This window comes from Streptomyces tateyamensis, assembly GCF_003205575.1.
Classification (GTDB): domain Bacteria; phylum Actinomycetota; class Actinomycetes; order Streptomycetales; family Streptomycetaceae; genus Kitasatospora; species Kitasatospora tateyamensis.
Genome location: NZ_PYBW01000011.1, coordinates 136193 through 156022, shown reverse-complemented (window position 1 = coordinate 156022; position 19830 = coordinate 136193). Strand labels below are relative to the sequence as shown.

Below are 19830 nucleotides of genomic sequence, written 5' to 3'. Positions count from 1 at the left end.
CTGCTGGCCGGCGCGGTCCCGGCGGGCACCCGGGTGTTCGCCTTCGAGACCGAGCACCACGCGTCGCTGCTGCCCTGGCAGCACGCCGGCCTGGAGGTGATGTACCTGCGCGCGCCGCGCTCGCACGCCGAGGCGGTGGCCGCGCTGGACGCCGCGCTGACCGCGCACGCCGCCGGCCCGCGGCTGTTCTGCGTCACCGGCGCCTCCAACGTGACCGGCGAGCTGTGGCCGGTGGCCGAGCTGACCCGGGTGGCGCACCGGCGCGGTGCCCGGGTGGTGCTGGACGCGGCCCAGCTGGCCCCGCACCACCGGGTCTCGGTGCGCGAGCTCGGCGTGGACTGGGTCGCCTTCTCCGGCCACAAGCTGTACGCCCCGTTCGGCGCCGGGGTGCTGGCCGGGCGGACGGACTGGCTGGACGCGGCCGAGCCGTACCTGGCCGGCGGCGGCGCCTCGCGCACCGTGGCGCGCGAGGCGAACGGCTCGGTGTCGGTCGAGTGGCAGTCGGGCCCGGCCCGGCACGAGGCCGGCTCGCCCAACGTGATCGGCGCCTACGCCATCGCCTCGGCCTGCCGGGCGCTGACCGAGGCCGGCTTCGAGGTGCTGCAGCGCCGCGAGCAGCAGCTGATCGAGCGGCTCGAGGCCGGGCTGGCCGAGATCCCCGAGGTCACCGTGCTCGGCCTGTTCGGCGCCGGCGCGCCGCGGGTCGGGGTGCTCTCCTTCGTGGTGCGCGGCTGGAACAGCTCGCACTTCGCGGCGGCGCTCTCGGCGGAGTACGGGATCGGGGTGCGGGACGGGCTGTTCTGCGCGCACCCGCTGGTGCGCACCCTGCTCGGCGACCAGTCGGACCGCCAGCGCGGCCAGGTCTCCGAGTGCGGTGCGCCCGAGCCGGCCCGTCCGGGCGAGCGCAGCCTGAACGCGATCCGGGTCAGCTTCGGCGCCGGCACCCCCGAGGAGCACATCGACCGGTTCCTGGCCGCGGTGCGCGAGCTGACCACCTCCGGCGCGCAGTGGAACTACCGCAACGAGGGCGGGCGCTGCGTGGCCGACACCCGGCGCTGACGGCGCGTCGGGCGAGCGGGGCCAGCCGGGGTCAGCCCTCCAGGCCGATCGCGAACGCCGTCTCCAGGTCGTGCTGGGAGTAGGTGCGGAAGGCGATCTGGGTCTCGGTGTGGGCGACCCCGGGGACCTTGTTGAGCCGGCCCGGGATCACGTCCGCCAGGTCCTCGTGCCGGCGCACCCGGACCATGGCCACCAGGTCGTAGCCGCCGGTCACCGAGTAGACCTCGCTGACCTGCTCGATGGCGGCGATGGCCTCGGCGATCTCGGGGATCCGGTCCACGCTGGTCTTGATGAGCACGATGGCGGTGATCACGAGGGCGCTCCCTGGTGCGGCGGTGCTCCCGGTCGGAGGCCGGGGGACGTCGGGTCAGCGTAGCGGGCGCGCAGTCCGGCCGCCCACACCGCCAGGAAGCCGCCGGTGAAGCCGATCACGTGGGCCAGGTAGGCGACGCCCGGGGATCCGTCGTGCGCCGACCACCACTGCACCGCGAACCAGAGGCCGAGCACCAGCCAGGCCGGGAAGCGCAGCGGCAGGAAGAAGAGCAGCGGCACCAGCGCGGTGACCCGGGCCTTGGGGTAGAGCCGCAGGTAGCCGCCGAGCACCCCGGCGATCGCCCCGGAGGCACCGACCAGCGGGCGCAGTCCCGCCGGTCCCGTCCCGGTGGTGACCGCGTAGCCGTAGGCGGCCAGCGCGCCGGCCGCCAGGTAGAAGAGGAGGAACCGGGTGCGGCCCAGCCGCTGCTCCACCCCGGGCCCGAAGACGAAGAGGAAGAGCATGTTGCCCAACAGGTGCAGCCAGCCGCCGTGCACGAAGAGCGAGCTGAGCACCGAGAGCGCGGGCCGCTTGCCGGGGGTGGCCCGCGCCGGGCAGTCCGGCAGCTGCGCGGCGGCCCGCTCCAGCTGAGCGGTGGTCAGTGGGCGGCCGCTCAGCAGCTCGGCCGGCACCGCGCCCCAGCGCTGCTGGTAGCGCTGGGCCGCGCAGGCCCGCTGCGCGGGGGTGCTCCCGTAGCCGGGGGCGGGCCCGCTCGGTCCGGCCAGCAGGACCACGCAGTTGACGGCGATCAGCAGGTAGCTGACCAGGGGCGCCGACCGCGCCCGGGAGAGGAACATGGCCGGATCCATTCCGCGCCGGGCGCGCGCCGACACCGCCCGCTGCGGCGTTCGGGTGAGTCCGAGGGGTGGTCAGTCACTGTCCACAGTGCGGAAGGCGGTGGCTGGGGCCGCGGCTCCAGGCCCTAATCTTGAGCCCTGGCCGGCGATCGGCCCGGACCAGGGAGCCCGTCGAGAGGACCCGTGCCCATGACCGTCCCCGTGCCCACCGCCGAGACCCGCTGGCGCTGCACCCTGTGCGGAAACCTGACCCGGTTCGACGTGACCCGGTCCTCCCGGGTGGTGGAGTACCTGCACCTCGACCTGGCGGGCGAGGCCAAGGTCGAGGAGCGCGAGGTGCTGAGCGAGAGCCTGGAGTCGATCCGCTGCCGCTGGTGCAACGCGGTCGACCAGGTCGAGCTGGTCGCGCGGCCGGACGCCGAGACCACCGGCTGACCACCCGCCCGCCCATCGGTCGGCCACGCCGGATCCCGGTGCGGTGTTCCCCGCGGTGCCGCGCACGAGACAATTGCCGGAAGTGGTGCGCCGTGACCGCGCCACCGATGGGGGCACCTCCCGGCCGAGGACCGGGGGAGAGCCAGCAGACCAGGGAACGGAGCCGAGGACGCCATGGACGCAGCGAGTCAGGCCCACGGCGCCCCTGAGCAGCAGGCCGCCCCGGCGGCGCAGGCCGAGCAGCACGGGCCTGGGCAGGCCGAGCAGGCGCAGCAGCAGTACGGGCCCGAGCAGGGTTCCGCCCCACCGGGCGGAGTGGTCGAGCAGCTGGACCGCCCGCTGCCCGAAGGCGTGCGCCGCCGGGTGGTCGGGCTGGCCGCCGACGCGCTGGGCGGGCTGCCCGCCGCCGACCTGCCCGCCTCGCTGCGCCCGTACGCCAAGTTCACCCCCGCCCGCCGGGCCCGGTACGCGGGCACCGCGCTGGCCGCCGCGCTGGAGGCCGACCCGGTCTTCCGTACCCGGATAGCGGACCGGCTGCGGGCCGGCCAGCCCGAGCTGGTCACGTCGCTGGAGGCCGGCCAGGTGCCCGGCGCCGCCGAGCCGCTGGACGTGGCCGCCGCCGCCTACCTGCTGCGCCCGCGCGGCTGGACCAGGCTGGTGGCCGAGGCCGGCGAGGAGGTCGAGCGGGCCGACGAGCGGGACGCGGCCGCCGAGGCCGTCCGGCAGGCCGAGAAGCTGCAGGAGGAGCTGGCCGCCGCCCGGCAGCTGGCCAAGGCCGACCTGGAGCGCCAGCGGGCCGAGGGCGAGGGCGTCCGCAAGGAGCTGGAGTCGCTGCGCAAGAAGCTGCGCTCGCTGGAGAGCGACACCCGCCGGGCCCAGGCCGAGACCCGCAAGCTGGCCGCCGAGTTGGCCGAGGCCCGCGCGGCGGCGGCCGGCGAGCGCAGCGCGCTGGAGGGTGAGAACCGCCGGCTGCGGCACCGGGTGACCGAGCTGGAGGGCACCCTGGAGGCCGGCCGGCGCACCGCCAGGGAGGGCCGCAGCGTGGAGGACATGCGGCTGCGGCTGCTGCTGGACACGGTGCTGCAGTCGGCCCAGGGCCTGCAGCGCGAGCTGGCGCTGCCGGTCACCCAGCTGCACCCGGCCGACCTGGTGGACGCGGTGGTGCCCGGCTCCGCCTCGCCGCACGACGTGGCCCGGCGCGGGCTGGCCGAGGACGACCCGGCGCTGCTGGACCAGCTGCTGGCGATCCCTCAGGTGCACCTGGTGGTGGACGGCTACAACGTCACCAAGACCGGCTACCCCACCCTGCCGCTGGAGCAGCAGCGGCTGCGGCTGCTGGGCGGGCTGGCGATGCTGGCCCAGCGCACCCAGGCCGAGGTCACCTGCGTCTTCGACGGCCAGGACCTCGACGTGCCGGTCATCATGGCACCGCCGCGCGGGGTGCGGGTAAGGTTCAGCAAGACCGGGCAGACCGCCGACGAGCTGATCCGCTCGCTGGTGCGGGCCGAGCCGCAGGGCCGCCCGGTGGTCGTGGTCTCCGCCGACCGGGAGGTGGCGGACGGCGTGCGCAAGGCGGGAGCGCGCCCGGTCTCCTCGGTCCTGCTGCTGAACCGGTTGTCCCGGACCTGAGGGGTCGTTCGACCGCGGAGCGGCGGCGGGGGCGTGAAAACCTGGTGAAGGACGCTGCGCCAAAGGTAGTTCGTCCCCAAGAGGGAGTGGCGCGACGATCTGATGTTCACTAGGGTCGGCGTCAAACCTATTTTTCCGGTCACTCATCCGATCGGGTGAGACCGGTAGAAGAAGGAGCCCCTGTGGCGTCGCACCGCCGTCCGAAGCAGCCGAGCCGTGCAACGGTCTCCGTGCTCACCGCCGCTGCGGCGACCGCGGTCGCGCTGTCCGCGCAGACCGGCGCCGCCTTCGCCGATCCGAAGCCGACCAAGGACCAGGTCAAGGCCCAGATCGACGACCTGAACAACCAGCAGGAAGCCGCCACCGAGAAGTACAACGGTGAGAAGGAGCGCGGCGACCAGCTGCGCCAGCAGGCCGCCCAGCTGCAGGACCAGGTGGCCCGCACCCAGCAGCAGGTGACCGAGCTGCAGGGCGGCCTGGCGGCCGTGGCCGGCGACCAGTACCGCAACGGGGGCATCGACCCCTCGGTGCAGATGATGCTCAACTCGGACCCGCAGTCCTACCTGGCCCAGGCCTCCAGCATGCAGATGGCCACCACCAGCGAGACCGACGCGCTCAAGGGCCTGCAGGGCGAGCAGCGCAAGCTGGACCAGGAGAAGAAGGAAGCGGCCGACATCCTGGCCGAGCTGGACCGCTCGACCCAGGCGCTGAACCAGGCCAAGACGGACATCCAGACCAAACTGGCCGCCGCGCAGAAGCTGTTGAACTCGCTCAGCGCTTCCGACCGCGCCGCCCTGCTGGCCGAGGACCGCGCCTCGCGCAGCGACGTCCGCCCGCCGCTCAACCTGCCGCCGGCCTCCGGCTACGCGGCCGCCGCGGTGCAGGCCGCGCTGGGCAAGCTGGGCCACTCCTACGTCTGGGGCGCCTCCGGCGCCAACACCTTCGACTGCTCGGGCCTGACCCAGTGGTCCTACGGGGTGGCCGGCGTCTCGCTGCCGCGCACCACCTACGAGCAGGTCTCGGTGGGCTCCGCGGTGCCGTCGCTGGCCCAGGCGGAGCCGGGCGACCTGGTCTTCTACGGCTCCGACCTGCACCACGTGGCGATGTACATCGGCAACGGCCAGGTGGTGCACGCCCCGCACACCGGCGACGTGGTCCGGGTCGCCAACGCCACCTCGATCGGCAGCATCTCGGCGATCCGCCGCCCCTGACGCCCTGCCCGGCCCTGACCCGCCGTCCACTCGGCGGTCGGGGCCGCGGCTTGAAGGCCCGTCACGTTCAACTCTGTGATCCGGGACACCTTTTCGAGTGTCCGTGATCAGCGCCCGGTGACGCGCATATCACCCACAGTCAAAGTTGGGCGTTTCTTCCGACAAAGATTTGAACAGATCACGGACCTGTTACTACTGTCATCACCCGGACCCACCGTCTTGGCGTCCACCCGACCGGGTGGCAGCGGGGGTTACCGCCGAGTCCGGAAAGCGGCACGGGCAGTTGACTGCCCGACGGGGAGTCCCTGCGGGGGCAGCCGTGGACCGGAGCCGGGGAACCACACGTTCCTCCGGGGTGAATCGGCGCCAGGCCGGCCGCAAGGCCGGTGAGGCGCCGTAGGGCAACTTCCAGCCCGAACCCGTCAGCTCACCCGGTAGGCGGTCGTAGGAAGAAGGATTCGTGGCGTCCCATCGTCGTCCCAAGCCCGTCGGCCGAACACGCGCGTCGATCCTGACCGCCGCAGCCGCCACCGCAGTCGCCCTCTCCAGCCAGGGCGCGGCGCACGCCGACCCGACTCCCACCATCGACCAGGTCAAGACCCAGGTCGACGACCTGAACAACCAGGCCGAGGCCGCCAGTCAGGCCTACGAGGGCGCTCAGGCCAAGCAGCAGACGCTGCAGAAGCAGGTCGGCGACCTGCAGGACCAGGTGGCCCGGCAGCAGGACCAGGTGACCAACCTGCAGTACGGCCTGGCGGCCGCCGCCGCCGACCAGTACGCCTCCGGCGGGATCTCGCCGACCGTGCAGTTGATGCTCAACTCGCACCCGGACACCTTCCTCAACCAGGCCGGCTCGCTCAACGAGCTGAGCAGCTCGCAGACCTCGACGCTGAAGCAGCTCCAGGGCGAGCAGCGCAAGCTGGACCAGGACAAGGCCGAGGCGCAGGGCAAGCTCGCCGAACTGGACGCCACCACCCAGCAGCTCAAGGGCGCCAAGGACGACGTCCAGGCCAAGCTGAAGAAGGCCCAGGACCTGCTCAACTCGCTGACCGAGCAGCAGAAGCAGGCGATCGCCGCGCAGGAGGCCAAGGCCGCCGCCGATGCGCAGGCCGCCGCCGCCAAGGTCGCGAGCCCGCCCGCGGCCTCCCGGGACACCAGCCGCCCTGCCCTGTCGGCCGTGCCGGCCGCGGCCGGCTCGCATGCGCAGGCCGCGATCGCCGCCGCCGTCAGCAAGCTCGGCTCGCCGTACGTCTACGGTGCCGCCGGTCCGTCCGCCTTCGACTGCTCGGGGCTGACCCAGTGGGCGTACGCGCAGGCCGGCGTCTCGCTGCCGCGCACCTCCCAGGAGCAGGCCTCGGCCGGTACCAACGTCGGCACCAACATCGCCAACGCGCAGCCGGGTGACCTGATCCTGTACTTCAACGACCTGCACCACGTCGGTCTGTACGTGGGCGGCGGGCAGATCCTGCACGCCCCGCACACCGGCGCCGTGGTCCACTACGAGTCGGCCACCGTGATGCCGATCGCCGCCATCGTGCGCCCCTGACGAACGGCCAGCGAAGGCCCGGCTCCCACCAGGGAGCCGGGCCTTTTTCGGATCCGTGTCCGATTGAGGATCAAATATTCGTATCGGTGAGGGTTTGGACTCGTCCGTCCTGACTCGCTAACGTCTGCGCTCGGACCTCAGTTGGACGATTGGAGTCGTCAGGCGATGGCGATGCCGCAGCGCCCGGTTTCCCCGGGCCGTTCTCCGCAGCAGGGGGCCGCCCGCCGGCTCGTGCGAGTGCTGGCGGTCACCGCCGCCGCGACCACCGCGCTGGCCATAACGGCCGGGCCCGGTGCGCAGGCCGCACCGCGCCCCGACAAGAACGACGTCCAGGCCCAGGTGGACCAGCTCTACGGCGAGGCCGAGCAGGCCTCGCAGCGGTCCACCGCGGCCGAGCAGGAGGCCGCCCGCCTGCAGGGCGAGGCCACCAGCCTGCAGCAGCAGGTGGCGGTGGCCCAGAACACCCTCAACACCATGCGCTCCGACCTGGCCGAGGTGGCCGCCGCGCAGTACCGGGCCGGCGGGATGGGCCCCGGGGTGCAGCTGATGCTCTCCTCCGACCCGGACGGCTACCTGGCCCGGGCCCGCAACCTGGCCCAGGACGGGCGGCGCCGGGCCGACACGCTGCGCGAGGTGCGCGAGCAGCAGCGCAGGCTCGACCAGCGGCGCACCGAGGCCACCGGCAAGCTCGCCGAGCTGGAGGCGGTGCGGGCCGCGCTGGCGCAGAGCAAGCAGCAGGTGCAGGCCAAGCTGAAGAGCGCCCAGGAGCTGCTCAACGGGCTGACCGCGGCCGAGCGCGCCCAGCTGGTCGCGCAGGACGCCGAGGAGGCCGAGCAGCGGGCCACCCGCGGCACCGACCGGATCGACCTGGGCACCCAGCCCGCCTCCTCCGACCGGGCCGCGGTGGCGCTGGCCGCCGCGCTGAGCCGGATCGGTTCGCCGTACGTGTACGGGGCGACCGGTCCGAGCACCTTCGACTGTTCGGGTCTGATGTACTGGAGCTGGCGGCAGGCCGGAGTGACCCTGCCGCGCACCTCGCAGGAGCAGGCCTTCGGGGGGCAGCGGGTGAGCCTGTCCGAGGCGCGACCGGGAGACCTGGTGATCTTCTTCAACGACATGCACCACGTCGGGATGTACGCCGGCGGCGGGACGGTGGTGCACGCGCCGCACCCCGGTGCCCGGGTGCGCTTCGAGAGTGTGTCGGCGATGCCGGTGGCGGCGGTGGTCCGGCCCTGAGCGTCGAGCAGTCCCTCCCGGTGGTGCGGCTCGCCGACCCCGGCGCCGGACCCGCCCCCGAGCCGGCGCCGGCCGCGCCGGCCGCCAGGCGCGGCGGGCTGTCCCGGCGGGCGGTACTGCTGCTGGTGGCCGGCGGGGCGGCCCAGCTCTCGCTGCCCCGCCTGGCCCCGCCCGCGCCGCGCTCTGCCGCACCGGCCGCCCAGGACCGGGCGGCCGCGCTGCTGGCGGCGCACGCCCAGGCGCTGCGGACCGGTGTGCTGGCCGAGCTGGACCTGGCCGAGCTGGGCTACCGGGTGACCGGGCTGACGGCCGGTGAGGTGCGCGCCGAGCTGGACTACCGGTTGCGCGGCTTCGACGACTACCCGGCGGTGCTGCAGCGGAGCCTGGCCTGGGACGGCACCGGGGCGCTGGGCGCGGAGAGCGCCCAGCCGGGCGGGGCGGCCGCCCCCTGGGACCTGGGGCCGGTGCGGCCGGTGCGCGGGGCGCGCTGCCTGGTGCTGGGGCCGGGGGAGCCGGGCGACCTGAGCACGGTGGCCGGGGCGGCGGACCAGGCGGTGGCAGCGGTCAGCGCGGTCTGGGGGACCGGGTGGCCGCAGCGGCTGGTGCTGCAACTGCCTTCCACCGAGGAGCAGTTCGCCCGGCTGCTCGGGGTCGACCCGGGCGGCTACCAGGGGATAGCCGCGGTGACCAGCGCCGCCGCCGGGGCGCCGGTGCGCACCGCGGCGGACCGGGTGATGCTGAACCCCGAGGCGTTCCGGCAGCTCAGCGCGGTCGGGCGGCAGGTGGTGGTGACGCACGAGTGCACCCACGTGGCGACCCGGGCGGACACCCACCCGTGGACCCCGCTCTGGCTCTCCGAGGGGGTGGCGGACTGGACCGGCTACCTCGACACCGGGCGCACCGCCCGGCAGATCGCCCCGGAGCTCACCCGGGACGTGGCGGCCGGCCGGATCCCGGGCGCGCTGCCGGCCGACGCCGACTTCGCGGCCGGGTCCCAGGGGATCGCGCAGGCGTACGAGCAGGCGTGGCTGGCCTGCGACCTGATCGCCCAGCAGCACGGGCGCCCCGCCCTGGTGGCCCTGTACCGGGGCATCGGCGCGGCCGGCCCCGGGGCCGGCCGGGACGCCCAGCTGGACGCCCAACTGCGGGCCGGACTGGGCTACGGACTGGCCGAGTTCACCCAGCGCTGGCAGGCCTGGACCGAGCGCCAACTGGCCCCGCAGGCCTGACCGCGGGCCCCGCGGACTCAGTCGTCCAGCAGGCTCTGCTCGTAGGCGATGCCCGGGCGGACCGGGTAGCCGCGCTCAGGCTGCTCGGCGGGGGGAAGCACCAGGGTGGCGGTCTGGTCGCCGCGGGTGGAGAGCCAGAGCCGGCGGCAGGAGAGCAGGGTGGCCGCCACCAGCAGCAGGTTGCGCAGGGCCAGCACGGTGACGCCCCAGGGCTGACTGTTCACCACCTGGCCGAAGGCCATCGGGAACTCCAGCGTGGTCAGCAGCGTGGCCACCAGGACCATCACCGCGACCGGCCGCTGGCTGGTGCCCCGCACCGTCAGGCAGACCGCGGCCAGCCCGACCACCCAGACCAGGTACTGCGGGCTGATCACCCGGCTGGTCACGGTGAAGACCAGCAGGGTGGCCAGCGCCGCGTCGTACGTGGTGGACGGCTGCCAGCGCCGGGCCCGCAGCCGCCAGTAGAGCAGCCAGGCGAAGCCCGCCAGGGTGGCCGCCATCGAGACCTTGGAGATCACCGTGACCCAGGGCCCGAGCAGCTCGACCGAGCCGTAGTTCATCGAGACCAGCCCGTGCCAGCCGCCGAACAGCCGGGCGAAGTGCAGCGGCAGCGCGCCCACCGACTCGACCTCGATGCCGCGGTCGGCCTGGAAGGTGAGGAACTGGAAGGCACCGTTCATGCCGGCCGCCAGCAGGAAGGCCAGCCCGCTCAGCGCGGCCAGCGCCGCCGTCCAGGAGCGCCGGGTGCGCCGCCCGCGCGGGGTGCCGGCCAGCGCCAGCAGCGGCCAGATCTTGATCAGCCCGCCGAAGCCGAGCAGCAACCCGCCCAGCACCGGCCGGCGCAGCAGCACCAGCAGTCCGGCCACCGCGATCGCGGTGACCATGATGTCGTAGCGGCAGTAGACCGTCGGCCCGAGCAGCGGGACCCCGGCCACCCAGACCCAGGCGCCCAGGAAGCTGCGGCCCTTGCGCATGCCGCTGCGGACCAGCATGCCGATCGCCAGGGCGTCGAAGACGGCGCAGAGCACGTAGAAGGAGATCAGGTAGGACCAGGGCAGCAGCCCGGGCAGCAGCATCACCAGTGCGGCGCCGGGCGGGTACTGCCAGGTCACGTCGTCCATCGGGAAGGTGCCGGTCTGCAGCACCTCGTACCAGCCGTGGTAGATCACCGAGACGTCGGTGGTCACGTCCAGGCTGGTGACCTTGAGCACGCCGAGCACGATGAGCAGCAGCAGGGTGCGGGTGGTGAACCAGCCGGCTCCCAGCCCCCACAGCGCGCCGCGGCCCGGGGCGGCCGCGGAGACCGCGGTGGCACCCAGGGAGGGGGGTACGGCGACGGCGACCCCACCGCTGCCGGTCTGACCGGCCTGGCCGTCCTGCGCCAACACCACCGCTCCCTCGCTCTTCGCCGACACTCCACCGACCAGGACTGATCCCAGCGGACCAACGGTTCCGGGCTTGCGCTCCGTTCCCGCCGCGTCGGCATGGTGACCTATGGTACGGATCAGCGAGCGGTGTACCGCGCACCCCCCGACCGAGCGAGCCGTGGCCAGTATGCCGAAAACCCTCATCGTCACCAACGACTTTCCCCCGCGGCAAGGGGGAATCCAGCAGTTCATCCACAACATGGCGGTCCGCCAGCCGGCCGGTTCGATTGTGGTGTACGCCTCGTCCTGGCGGGACGGTGCAGCGGTGGCGGCGTTCGACGCGGAGCAGCCCTTCCCGGTGGTCCGCGACCGCAGCACGATGCTGCTGCCCACCCCCCGGGTGACCAGGCGGGCGGCCGAGATCCTGCGGGCCGAGGGCTGCGACACGGTCTGGTTCGGCGCCGCCGCCCCGCTCGGGCTGATGGCGCCGCAGCTGCGCCGGGCCGGCGCCGGCCGGCTGCTGGGCATGACGCACGGCCACGAGGCGGCCTGGGCCCAGCTGCCGGCGGCCCGTCAGCTGCTGCGCCGGATCGGGGAGGGCACCGACACGCTGACCTACCTGGGGGAGTACACCCGCGCCCGGATCGCCGCCGCCGTCGGCCCGGGGCCGGCCGCGCGGATGGCGCACCTGCCGCCGGGGGTGGACGAGAAGGCCTTCCACCCCGGCTCCGGCGGGGCCGAGGTACGCGCGCGGCTCGGGCTGACGGACCGTCCGGTGGTGGTCTGCGTCTCCCGGGTGGTGCCGCGCAAGGGGCAGGACACGCTGATCGAGGCGTGGCCCGCGGTGCTGCGCGCGCACCCGCAGGCGGTGCTGCTGGTGGTCGGCGGCGGGCCCTACCTGCCGCAGTTGCACAAGCTGGCCCGGGCCCGCGGGGTGGCCGGCTCGGTGGTCTTCACCGGGCCGGTGCCCTGGGCGGAGCTGGCCGCGCACCACGGGGCCGGCGACGTGTTCGCCATGCCGTGCCGGACCAGGCGCGGCGGGCTGGACGTGGAGGGGCTGGGCATCGTCTACCTGGAGGCCTCCGCGACCGGGCTGCCGGTGCTGGCCGGGGACTCGGGGGGCGCGCCGGACGCGGTGCTGGAGGGCGAGACCGGGTACGTGGTGCCGGGCGGCTCGGCGGGCGCGGTGGCCGAGAAGCTGATCCTGCTGCTGGGCGACGAGGCGCTGCGCCGGCGGCTGGGGGCCAACGGGCGGCGCTGGGTCGAGCAGGCCTGGCGCTGGGACCTGCTGGCCGAGCGGCTGACGGGCCTGCTGACGGGTGACCGGGCGGCGTGAGGGGCACGGCGGGCGTCCGGGCGGCGTGACCGGGTCGGCCGGCGGGGGTTGCCCGCCGGCTCCGCGGTCTACTTCTGGTAGAGCGCCTCGACGTCCGCCGCGTAGTCCTTGAGCACCACGTTGCGCTTGAGCTTGAGGGAGGGCGTCAGGTAGCCGTTGGCCTCGGAGAAGACGGTGTCCAGGACCTTGAACTTCTTCACCGCCTCGGCGTGCGAGACCGCCTTGTTGCCCTCGTCCACCGCCTCCTGGACGGCGGCCAGCAGCTGCGGGTCCCCCGTCAGCTCGGCCAGGGTGGCGGGCTGACGCCCGTTCAGCTCCAGCCACTTGGGCAGGAACTCCTCGTCGATGGTGACCAGGCAGGCGATGAACGGCTTGCGGTCGCCGACCACCATCACCTCGCCGATCAGCGGGTGGGCCCGGATCCGGTCCTCGATCACCGCGGGCGCGACGTTCTTGCCGCCGGCCGTGACGATGATCTCCTTCTTGCGGCCGGTGATGGTCAGGTAGCCGTCCTGGTCCAGGGCGCCCAGGTCACCGGTGGCGAACCAGCCCTCGCGCAGCGCCTCGGCGGTGGCGGTCGGGTTGTTCCAGTAGCCGGTGAACACCTGCGGGCCCTGGAGCAGCACCTCGCCGTCCTCGGCGATCCGCACCGCGGAACCCGGCAGCGGCTGGCCGACGGTGCCGATCTTCGGCCGGTCGTGCGGGTTGAAGGCGGTGGCCGCACAGGTCTCGGTCAGGCCGTAGCCCTCCAGCACGGTGAAGCCGATGCCGCGGTAGAAGTGGCCCAGCCGCTCGCCCAGCGGGGCGCCACCGGAGATCGCGTGGGTGGCCCGGCCGCCCAGGGCGGCGCGCAGCTTGCGGTAGACCAGCCGGTCGAAGAGCGTGTGCCGCAGCTTCAGCCCCAGGCCCGCGCCGCCGAGGTCGAGCGCGCGGCTGTAGGCGATCGCGGTGTCGGCGGCCCGGTCGAAGATCTTGCCCTTGCCGGCCGTCTGCGCCTTGGCCCGCGCGGTGTTGTACACCTTCTCGAAGACTCTGGGCACGCCCAGGATCAGGGTCGGGCGGAACGAGGCCAGCTCGGCGGTGACGTCCTTGATGTCGGAGACGTGGCCGATCTTGGTGCCGGAGATCGCGGCGGCGATCTCGGCGATCCGGCCCAGCACGTGGGCCAGCGGCAGGAAGAGCAGCACCGAGCTCCGGCCGGCGACGAACAGCTCCGGCATCCGGGCCGTCACGTTGCCCAGCTCGGCCAGGAAGTTGCCGTGGGTCAGCTGGCAGCCCTTCGGGCGGCCGGTGGTGCCCGAGGTGTAGACGATGGTGGCGATCGAGTCCTCGGTGGGCACCGAGCGGCGCTCGGTCACGGTGGCGTCGCTGACGCCGCTGCCCAGCCTGGCCAGCTCGGCCAGCGCGCCGCGCTCGATCTGCCAGCTGTGGGCCAGCTCGGGCAGCCGCTCGCGCACCGACTCGACCACGGCGGCGTGGCCGTCGGTCTCGGTGACCACCGCGACCGCGCCGGAGTCGCCGAGGATCCACTGCACCTGCTCGGCCGAGGAACTCTCGTAGACCGGCACGGTGATCGCGCCGGCGCACCAGATCGCGAAGTCCAGCAGGGTCCACTCGTAGCGGGTGCGGGACATCACGGCGACCCGGTCGCCCGGGCGCACGCCGACCGCGATCAGGCCCTTGGCGGCCTGGTGCACCTCGGCGAGGAACTCACGCGCGGTCAGGTCCTGCCAGTCCCCGCCCAGTTTGCGGGCCACGACCGCGGCGTCGGGGCGTCGCTCGGCGTTCTGGTGCACCAGGTCGGAGAGGTTGCCCCCGCTCGGAACCTGGTAAAGGGCCGGAAGGCTGAACTCGAGCACCACTGCTCCTGTCTGCGACGCTGCGGGACGGCAGGACGTTACTGCCCAGTAGGGAGGTTCGGATAGGGGATCCGGCTCGGTGTTCGAAGTGTCACATCCCGGGACGAACCCCGGCCGAACGCGGACGAACCCCGGCCGAACGCCGCCGACCGCCGGTCGAACCCTACGACAGCCGCCGGGTGACCCGTGGGTAGGCCCCGCACGAGCGGCGGGCAGGCCCGGCCGCGATAGCCTTCGGAGGCACTGACTGGCACCCACAGCCGGCCCGGGACACAGCGGAGGCCCACCCATGGCGGAACACACCAGGTCGAGCATCGTCATCGCGGCGACCCCGGCCGAGGTGATGGCGGTGATCGCCGACTTCGAGGCGTATCCGGCCTGGACGGGCGAGGTCAAGGAGGTCGAGGTGCTCGGCCGCGGCGAGGCCGGTCGGGCCACCGAGGTCCGGCTGCTGCTGGACGCCGGGGCGATCCGCGACGAGCACGTGCTCGCCTACACCTGGGACGGGGACCGCGAGGTCTCCTGGACCCTGGTGAAGAGCCAGATGCTCCGCTCGCTGGACGGCTCCTACGCGCTGGCCCCGGTGGCCGGCGGCACCGAGGTGACGTACCAGCTGGCCGTGGACGTGAAGATCCCGATGCTCGGGATGATCAAGCGCAAGGCCGAGAAGGTGATCATCGACCGGGCGCTGGCCGGGCTGAAGAAGCGGGTCGAGACGCCCTGATGACCCGGGTGGTGCTGGTCACCGGGGACGCCACGGCGGTGCCCGCGGTGGCCGCCGCGACCGGGCTGCACGCCGCCGGCCAGGGCCTGCGCACCCTGCTGCTGGCCGCCGACGACCCGCACCGGCAGCTCGACGAGCCGCTCGGACTGCGGCTGACCGGCAAGGCCGAGCGGGCCGCCGAGCGGCTGTGGGCGGTCCGGCTGGACGAGCAGGAGGCGTTCCGGCACGCGGTCGCCGCGCTGGACGGCAGGCTGCGCACCGGCTTCGACCTGCTCGGCGTCGACCCGCTGGACGGCGACGAGCTGACCGCCCTGCCCGGTACCGGCCAGCTCGCCCTGCTGCGCGCGCTGCGGCTGCCCGAGGGCAGCTACGACCTGCTGGTGGTGGCCGCCCCGCCGCCGGCCGCACTGACCGCGGCGCTGGCGCTGCCCGAGCAGCTGGACCGCTACCTGGCCCGGCTGGTGCCCGAGCAGAAGCAGGCGGCCCGGGCGCTGCGCCCGCTGCTGGCCGCGGTGGCCGGGGTGCCGATGCCGGCCGACTGGATCTACTCGGCCAAGTCCTGGGCCGCGGCCGAACTGGCCGCCACCCGTGCGGTGATCGAGTCCCCGGACACCTCGGTGCGCCTGGCGGTGGAGGCCGGTGCCTGCGCGCCCGCCGCGCTGCGCCGGGCCGCCGCCGGGCTGGCGCTGTTCGGGCACCGGCTTGACTCGGTGGCCGCGCACCGGGCGCTGCCCGCCGCCGCCGCGCACTCCGCGGACCCGTGGCTGGCCGAGCAGGCGGCGGCCGAGCGGGCCCGGCTGGCCGCGGTCGACCTCGGGGTGCCGCTGCTGGTGGCCGACCGGAGCGCGGCGACGCCGGCCGAGGTGGCCGCCCAGCTGTACCCGGGGCTGCCCGGAGCCGGCCCGGAGCCCGCCGCGCGCTGGCCCTGGCGGGCCGAGGACCGGCGGGCCGAGGAGGGGGTGCTGGTCTGGCGGCTGGCCGCGCCCGGCGCCGAGCGGGCCGACCTGGAGCTGGTCCGGCGCGGCGACGAGCTGGTGGTCGCCCTCGGGCCGTACCGCCGGATCCTGCCGCTGCCCGGCGCGCTGCGGCGCTGCACGGTGGCGGGGGCCGCGCTGCGGGACGGCGAGTTGACGTTGCGCTTCGCCCCCGACCCCGGGCTCTGGCCGAGCGGCGGCTGAGTCCTTTCTCATGGCTCGAGTGGCTTGAGTCCCTTCACCCGGCAAGGGCGGTAGCTTCGACAGCAGGGCCCGCCGACCGGCGGGCGGGAGAGGGAGCCGCGTGATGAGCAGTTCAGAACCTGTCGACAACCCGTTGGTCGACGAGGTCCGCAAGCTGGCCACCGCGCTGGGCGAGCAGGCCCAGCAGCTCTTCGGGCGGCTGCAGGCCGACAACCCCGAGGTGTTCGACCACCTGAAGGCCGCCGGCGGCGAGCTGGCGGCCGCCTACCGGGCGGCCGTGGCCGGGCACGAGAAGCGCTGGTCGGCACCGGACCCGGCCGAGTCGGAGCCGATCGACGTCGAGGAGTGAGCGGCAGCTGAAGCCGCGCGCAGCCTCGGTACAAGTTGTCTGGACCTCACTACCGAGGGAGACCCAGCGCCTACCGAACGGATCGGATCGTACGACTTTTGAAGCCTCGCGGCGGGGTTCGCCGGAGCTTGTCTTCGGTTAATGTATGGCCAAGTCTGTACGGGAGTACTGCCGGGCGGATACCGTTCCACCCATCGGGCACGAGCGAATTGCTGAGGGACACATGGCTCTGACCATCGGCGTCGATGTCGGCGGCACCAAGATCGCGGCCGGCGTGGTCGACGAGAGCGGCGCGATCCTCGCCCGCACCAGGGTGCCCACCCCGGCCGACCCCCAGTGGGCGGTCGACGCCATCGCCCAGGCCGTGCGCGACCTCAAGGAGCAGCACCCCGCGGTGACCGCGGTCGGCGTGGGTGCGCCCGGCTTCATCTCCCGCGACCGCTCCACGGTGATCTTCGCGCCGAACATCGCCTGGGAGAACGAGCCGCTGCGCGGCCGGGTCGAGGAGCTCACCGGCCTGGACGCGGTGGTGGAGAACGACGCCAACTGCGCGGCCTGGGCCGAGTTCCGCTTCGGCGCCGCGGCCGAGCACGAGGACATGGTGCTGATCACGGTCGGCACCGGGATCGGCGGCGGCATCGTGCTGGACGGGCGGCTGCACCGCGGCCGGTTCGGCGTGGCCGGCGAGATCGGCCACCTCAACATGGTCCCGGACGGCCTGCTCTGCGGCTGCGGCGGCAAGGGCTGCTGGGAGCAGTACGCCTCCGGGCGGGCGCTGCGCCGTTACGGCCGGGAGAAGGCGGCGGCCGACCCGGTGGCCGGCAAGCGGATGCTGGAGCTGAACGACGGGGTGGCCGAGACCATCCGCGGCATCCACATCACCGAGGCGGCCGAGGCCGGCGACCCGCTGGCCCTGGAGGTCTACGACGAGGTGGCCGACTGGCTCGGCCGCGGCATGGCCGACCTGGCCGCGCTCTTCGACCCGGGCGTCTTCGTGCTCGGCGGCGGCGTCTCGGACTCCGGGCGGCTGCTGCTCGACCCGGTGGCCAAGGCCTTCGAGACGTACCTGACCGGCGGGGTGCACCGGCCGCGCGCCGAGGTGGTGCTCGCCTCGATGGGCTCGGCCGCGGGCATCGTGGGCGCCGGCGACCTGGCCCGCACCCACGCCTGACCCGACGTCAACTTCGGTCCGCACGCTACCGGCTCCGCCTCGGCGGAGCCGGTAGCGTGTCAGGATGCCCACCGCCGATGGAGTGATCGCCGAACTGCCGCCGTCCGGACCGCTGCCCGACGGGAGCGAGGTGGTACGGGTGCTCAGCTACAACATCCGCTCGCAGCGCGACGACCGGGCCGCCCTGGTGCGGGTGGTCCGGGCCTGCGCGCCGGACCTGGTCTGCATCCAGGAGTCGCCCCGGTACTGGCGCCCCGAGGGGCAGGCCTCCTGGCTGGCCCGGTCCACCGGGACGGTGGTGCTGTCCGGCGGCGGTCGCACCGCGGCCGGCCCGCTGCTGCTCGGCCGGCTCGCGGTGCGGGTGGAGCGCCGGGCCGACCGCCTGCTGCCCAAGCGCCGCGGCCTGCATGCGCGCGGCTTCGCCACCGCGGTGCTGCGGATCGGCGGCGCGGTGCCGTTCGCCCTGACCAGCTGTCACCTGAGCGTGCAGCCCGAGGAGCGGCTGGCCCAGTTCCGGCTGCTGCCCGAGCAGGGGCTGGGTCTGGCGCACTCGGTGATCGGCGGCGACTTCAACGCGCACCCGGAGGACCGGGACTGGCGCGAACTGGCCGAGCAGTACCAGGACGGCTGGGCCACCGCGCCCTGGGGCGGCGAGTACACCTCCCGCCCCGGCGACCCGTTCCAACGCCTGGACGCCGTCTTCGCCTCCCCCGGCATCGAGGTCCTGGCCAGCGGCGTCCCCAGCCTCCCGCAGGCCGATCTGCTCGCCGCCACCGACCACCTCCCGGTGCTCGCGGTGCTCCGGCTGCCCCCGGCGGCCTGACGACCTGGCGGGGGCGCGGCCGACGGCGGGTCAGACCACCGCGCCGCCGGTCGGGTCCGGGGGCTCGTCCTCGTTGCGGTCCTTCATCCGGACCACCAGGGTGACGAAGCCGCCGAGGAAGGCGGTCAGGCCGACCCAGGCGGGCCAGCCGGCCACCTCGCGCCAGACCAGGGCGTCGAACAGGAGCAGGGCCGGGCCGCCGAGCACGGCGATCCAGGCGAACTTGGCGGTGGTGTCGCCGGTGGGCAGCGGGGGCGGCTCCGGCGGGACGTAGTGCCCCTCGTCCGGGTCCTCGGCGGCGGCCCAGTCTCGCGGGCCCTCGGCCGGCACCCGCGGGCGCGGCTGCGGGGTGAAGCCGGACAGGTCGGGGGCCTCGGTACGGGCCCGCAGGTTCTCGATCTCCGGCCAGTCGGGGCGGGTCAGGTCGACCGGGTCGTCGAACTGGGCGACCAGCGCGGCGAAGATGGCATCCTGCTCGGCCTGGCTGCCGGGGACCGGCGCGGGGCGCCGCTGACTCTCCTGGGGGCGCTCCTCGCCGTCGCCCGCGGGGGTGTTCTCCTGCTCGTGCTCGTGCACTGCCGGCCCTTCGCTCCTGGTGGCCCTAGCCCCGCTGATCGGTGGCCTCGGTGGGCTGCGTCGCCATGGACAACCGTCGGACGAACCCGAGGGATTCCTCGAAAATCAGTCCGGCGTCGCGATCCAGCGTCGCCACGTGGAAGCTGCGCTCGCACAGCCGCTCCGTCACGTCGACCGAGGATATCCGGGCGAGCACCAGGGCGGAGTTGGCCGGTGAGACCACGTGGTCCTGCGGGCTGTGCAGCAGCAGCACCGGCTGGCTCACCCGGGGCAGTGACTCCTGCACCCGGCGCCACAGGCGGCTCAGCGACCAGGCCGCGTTCAACGGCACCCGGTCGTACCCGACTTCCTCGACCCCGGGCTCGGCGATGTCCCCGGCCACCCCGGGCAGGGTGGGCACCAGGTGGCGCAGCACCGGCAGCAGCACGGCGGCCGGATTGTCCGCGCGCACCGAGGGGTTGACCAGCACCAGGCCGGCCACCCGCTCGCCGTGCTCCGCGGCCAGCAGCAGGGCCAGGCCGCCGCCCATCGACAGGCCGAAGACGAAGACCTCGGTGCAGGTCTCGTGCAGCGCCGCGAGCTCGCGGGAGAGTTCGGCGTACCAGTCCTGCCAGCGGGTCACCTGCAGGTCCTGCCAACGGGTGCCGTGGCCGGGCAGCAGCGGCAGCGAGACGGTCAGCCCGGCCGCGGCCAGCTGCTCGGCCCACGGACGGAGCGACTGCGGCGAGCCGGTGAAGCCGTGGCAGAGCAGCACGCCGGTGGGACCGCCGCGGTGGTGGAAGGGCTCGGCACCTGGCAGCAGCGGCATCTGACGCTCCTCGGGGAAGACGGCACGGCGGCGGACGGCCTCGGGAGCCGCATCGTCCCACGTGGCCGGCGGCCCGTACAGACCCGGCGGCCCGGGTGGGACGGCGCCGGGTGCGCCCGGGGCCGCGCCGGGGCATTAGGATCGTGCGGTCTGCAATACAGGAGGTCCGGGTTGTTCTACCGAC

Annotated in this window: 19 protein-coding genes and 1 riboswitch; of the genes, 13 read left to right on the top strand and 6 right to left on the bottom strand. The window is 74.3% G+C overall.

Going from position 1 to position 19830, the window contains the following annotated elements; genetic code table 11:
* The coding region (locus C7C46_RS03460) for an aminotransferase class V-fold PLP-dependent enzyme (protein WP_245984087.1) at nucleotides 1-1059 on the top strand (1059 nt) is incomplete at its 5' end.
* A 31-nt stretch (nucleotides 1060-1090) separates the two neighbouring features.
* Here the strand turns inward: C7C46_RS03460 and C7C46_RS03455 are convergent.
* Entirely contained in the window at nucleotides 1091-1372 is a 282-nt protein-coding gene (locus C7C46_RS03455; protein WP_110665506.1) for an Lrp/AsnC ligand binding domain-containing protein, read from the bottom strand.
* Nucleotides 1369-2169 carry a rhomboid family intramembrane serine protease gene (locus tag C7C46_RS03450; protein ID WP_245984085.1) on the bottom strand — a complete coding sequence of 267 codons (801 nt, stop codon included), beginning with the start codon at nucleotides 2167-2169 and terminating at the stop codon, nucleotides 1369-1371. The genes C7C46_RS03455 and C7C46_RS03450 overlap by 4 nt, the downstream gene beginning before the upstream one ends.
* A gap of 189 nt (nucleotides 2170-2358) precedes the next feature.
* Here C7C46_RS03450 and C7C46_RS03445 point away from each other — a divergent pair, with 189 nt between their 5' ends.
* The 6 genes from C7C46_RS03445 to C7C46_RS34730 all read left to right on the top strand — a co-directional run bounded on the left by C7C46_RS03445 (nucleotide 2359) and on the right by C7C46_RS34730 (nucleotide 9455).
* Nucleotides 2359-2604, top strand: coding sequence for a hypothetical protein (locus tag C7C46_RS03445; RefSeq protein WP_110665503.1), 246 nt, complete (start codon nucleotides 2359-2361; stop codon nucleotides 2602-2604).
* Between the two features lie 174 nt (nucleotides 2605-2778).
* Complete coding sequence (locus tag C7C46_RS03440) at nucleotides 2779-4233, top strand: NYN domain-containing protein (RefSeq protein ID WP_110665501.1); 1455 nt, start codon at nucleotides 2779-2781, stop codon at nucleotides 4231-4233.
* Between the two features lie 230 nt (nucleotides 4234-4463).
* On the top strand, nucleotides 4464-5444 hold the full coding sequence (locus C7C46_RS03435) for a C40 family peptidase (RefSeq protein WP_342775363.1): 981 nt from the start codon (nucleotides 4464-4466) through the stop codon (nucleotides 5442-5444).
* Between the two features lie 305 nt (nucleotides 5445-5749).
* A riboswitch (cyclic di-AMP (ydaO/yuaA leader) is annotated at nucleotides 5750-5901 on the top strand.
* Between the two features lie 3 nt (nucleotides 5902-5904).
* Entirely contained in the window at nucleotides 5905-6990 is a 1086-nt protein-coding gene (locus tag C7C46_RS03430; protein WP_110665497.1) for a C40 family peptidase, read from the top strand.
* A gap of 165 nt (nucleotides 6991-7155) precedes the next feature.
* Nucleotides 7156-8226 (top strand): C40 family peptidase, encoded by a 1071-nt coding sequence (locus tag C7C46_RS03425; RefSeq protein ID WP_110665495.1) that lies wholly within the window; start codon nucleotides 7156-7158, stop codon nucleotides 8224-8226.
* Between the two features lie 23 nt (nucleotides 8227-8249).
* Nucleotides 8250-9455, top strand: a complete 1206-nt coding sequence (locus tag C7C46_RS34730) for a hypothetical protein (RefSeq protein ID WP_181442163.1) — start codon at nucleotides 8250-8252, stop codon at nucleotides 9453-9455.
* 17 nt (nucleotides 9456-9472) lie between these two features.
* Here C7C46_RS34730 and C7C46_RS03415 read toward each other — a convergent pair whose 3' ends face one another.
* Nucleotides 9473-10843, bottom strand: a complete 1371-nt coding sequence (locus tag C7C46_RS03415; RefSeq protein WP_245984082.1) for a glycosyltransferase 87 family protein — start codon at nucleotides 10841-10843, stop codon at nucleotides 9473-9475.
* 166 nt (nucleotides 10844-11009) lie between these two features.
* On the opposite strand from C7C46_RS03415, the gene C7C46_RS03410 reads away from it, so the two are divergent.
* A complete protein-coding gene (locus C7C46_RS03410; protein ID WP_110665489.1) occupies nucleotides 11010-12158 on the top strand; it encodes a glycosyltransferase family 4 protein in 1149 nt (382 codons plus the stop codon).
* Between the two features lie 68 nt (nucleotides 12159-12226).
* On the opposite strand, the gene C7C46_RS03405 is transcribed toward C7C46_RS03410, so the two are convergent.
* Nucleotides 12227-14017 carry an AMP-dependent synthetase/ligase gene (locus C7C46_RS03405; protein ID WP_110665487.1) on the bottom strand — a complete coding sequence of 597 codons (1791 nt, stop codon included), beginning with the start codon at nucleotides 14015-14017 and terminating at the stop codon, nucleotides 12227-12229.
* Nucleotides 14018-14306: 289 nt separating this feature from the next.
* On the opposite strand from C7C46_RS03405, the gene C7C46_RS03400 reads away from it, so the two are divergent.
* From C7C46_RS03400 to C7C46_RS03380, 5 genes are all read left to right on the top strand, one after another.
* Nucleotides 14307-14741, top strand: coding sequence for an SRPBCC family protein (locus C7C46_RS03400; RefSeq protein ID WP_110665484.1), 435 nt, complete (start codon nucleotides 14307-14309; stop codon nucleotides 14739-14741).
* Nucleotides 14741-15919 (top strand): ArsA family ATPase, encoded by a 1179-nt coding sequence (locus tag C7C46_RS03395; RefSeq protein ID WP_110665482.1) that lies wholly within the window; start codon nucleotides 14741-14743, stop codon nucleotides 15917-15919. The genes C7C46_RS03400 and C7C46_RS03395 overlap by 1 nt, the downstream gene beginning before the upstream one ends.
* A 103-nt stretch (nucleotides 15920-16022) precedes the next feature.
* Nucleotides 16023-16268, top strand: coding sequence for a DUF5304 family protein (locus tag C7C46_RS37190; RefSeq protein WP_110665479.1), 246 nt, complete (start codon nucleotides 16023-16025; stop codon nucleotides 16266-16268).
* 223 nt (nucleotides 16269-16491) lie between these two features.
* On the top strand, nucleotides 16492-17439 hold the full coding sequence (locus C7C46_RS03385) for an ROK family glucokinase (RefSeq protein ID WP_110665477.1): 948 nt from the start codon (nucleotides 16492-16494) through the stop codon (nucleotides 17437-17439).
* A 64-nt stretch (nucleotides 17440-17503) separates the two neighbouring features.
* Nucleotides 17504-18262: an endonuclease/exonuclease/phosphatase family protein gene (locus C7C46_RS03380; protein ID WP_110665475.1), complete on the top strand. Its 759-nt coding sequence runs from the start codon at nucleotides 17504-17506 to the stop codon at nucleotides 18260-18262.
* A 30-nt stretch (nucleotides 18263-18292) separates the two neighbouring features.
* Here C7C46_RS03380 and C7C46_RS03375 read toward each other — a convergent pair whose 3' ends face one another.
* Both C7C46_RS03375 and C7C46_RS03370 read right to left on the bottom strand, forming a co-directional pair.
* The gene (locus C7C46_RS03375; RefSeq protein WP_181442162.1) at nucleotides 18293-18838 is read right to left on the bottom strand and encodes a hypothetical protein; all 546 of its coding nucleotides are present in this window, start codon (nucleotides 18836-18838) and stop codon (nucleotides 18293-18295) included.
* 25 nt (nucleotides 18839-18863) lie between these two features.
* Nucleotides 18864-19646: an alpha/beta hydrolase gene (locus tag C7C46_RS03370; protein WP_110665472.1), complete on the bottom strand. Its 783-nt coding sequence runs from the start codon at nucleotides 19644-19646 to the stop codon at nucleotides 18864-18866.
* Between the last annotated feature and the right edge of the window lie 184 nt (nucleotides 19647-19830).

Excerpts from the sequence above, each read along its gene's own strand:
- C7C46_RS03380 (WP_110665475.1), top strand. The coding sequence starts at position 17,504 with ATGCCCACCGCCGATGGAGTGATCGCCGAACTGCCGCCGTCCGGACCG.
- C7C46_RS03445 (WP_110665503.1), top strand. The coding sequence starts at position 2,359 with ATGACCGTCCCCGTGCCCACCGCCGAGACCCGCTGGCGCTGCACCCTG.
- C7C46_RS03370 (WP_110665472.1), bottom strand. The coding sequence starts at position 19,646 with ATGCCGCTGCTGCCAGGTGCCGAGCCCTTCCACCACCGCGGCGGTCCC.
- C7C46_RS03410 (WP_110665489.1), top strand. The coding sequence starts at position 11,010 with ATGCCGAAAACCCTCATCGTCACCAACGACTTTCCCCCGCGGCAAGGG.
- C7C46_RS03400 (WP_110665484.1), top strand. The coding sequence starts at position 14,307 with ATGGCGGAACACACCAGGTCGAGCATCGTCATCGCGGCGACCCCGGCC.
- C7C46_RS03440 (WP_110665501.1), top strand. The coding sequence starts at position 2,779 with ATGGACGCAGCGAGTCAGGCCCACGGCGCCCCTGAGCAGCAGGCCGCC.
- C7C46_RS03395 (WP_110665482.1), top strand. The coding sequence starts at position 14,741 with ATGACCCGGGTGGTGCTGGTCACCGGGGACGCCACGGCGGTGCCCGCG.
- C7C46_RS03385 (WP_110665477.1), top strand. The coding sequence starts at position 16,492 with ATGGCTCTGACCATCGGCGTCGATGTCGGCGGCACCAAGATCGCGGCC.
- C7C46_RS03450 (WP_245984085.1), bottom strand. The coding sequence starts at position 2,169 with ATGTTCCTCTCCCGGGCGCGGTCGGCGCCCCTGGTCAGCTACCTGCTG.
- C7C46_RS03425 (WP_110665495.1), top strand. The coding sequence starts at position 7,156 with ATGGCGATGCCGCAGCGCCCGGTTTCCCCGGGCCGTTCTCCGCAGCAG.
- C7C46_RS37190 (WP_110665479.1), top strand. The coding sequence starts at position 16,023 with ATGAGCAGTTCAGAACCTGTCGACAACCCGTTGGTCGACGAGGTCCGC.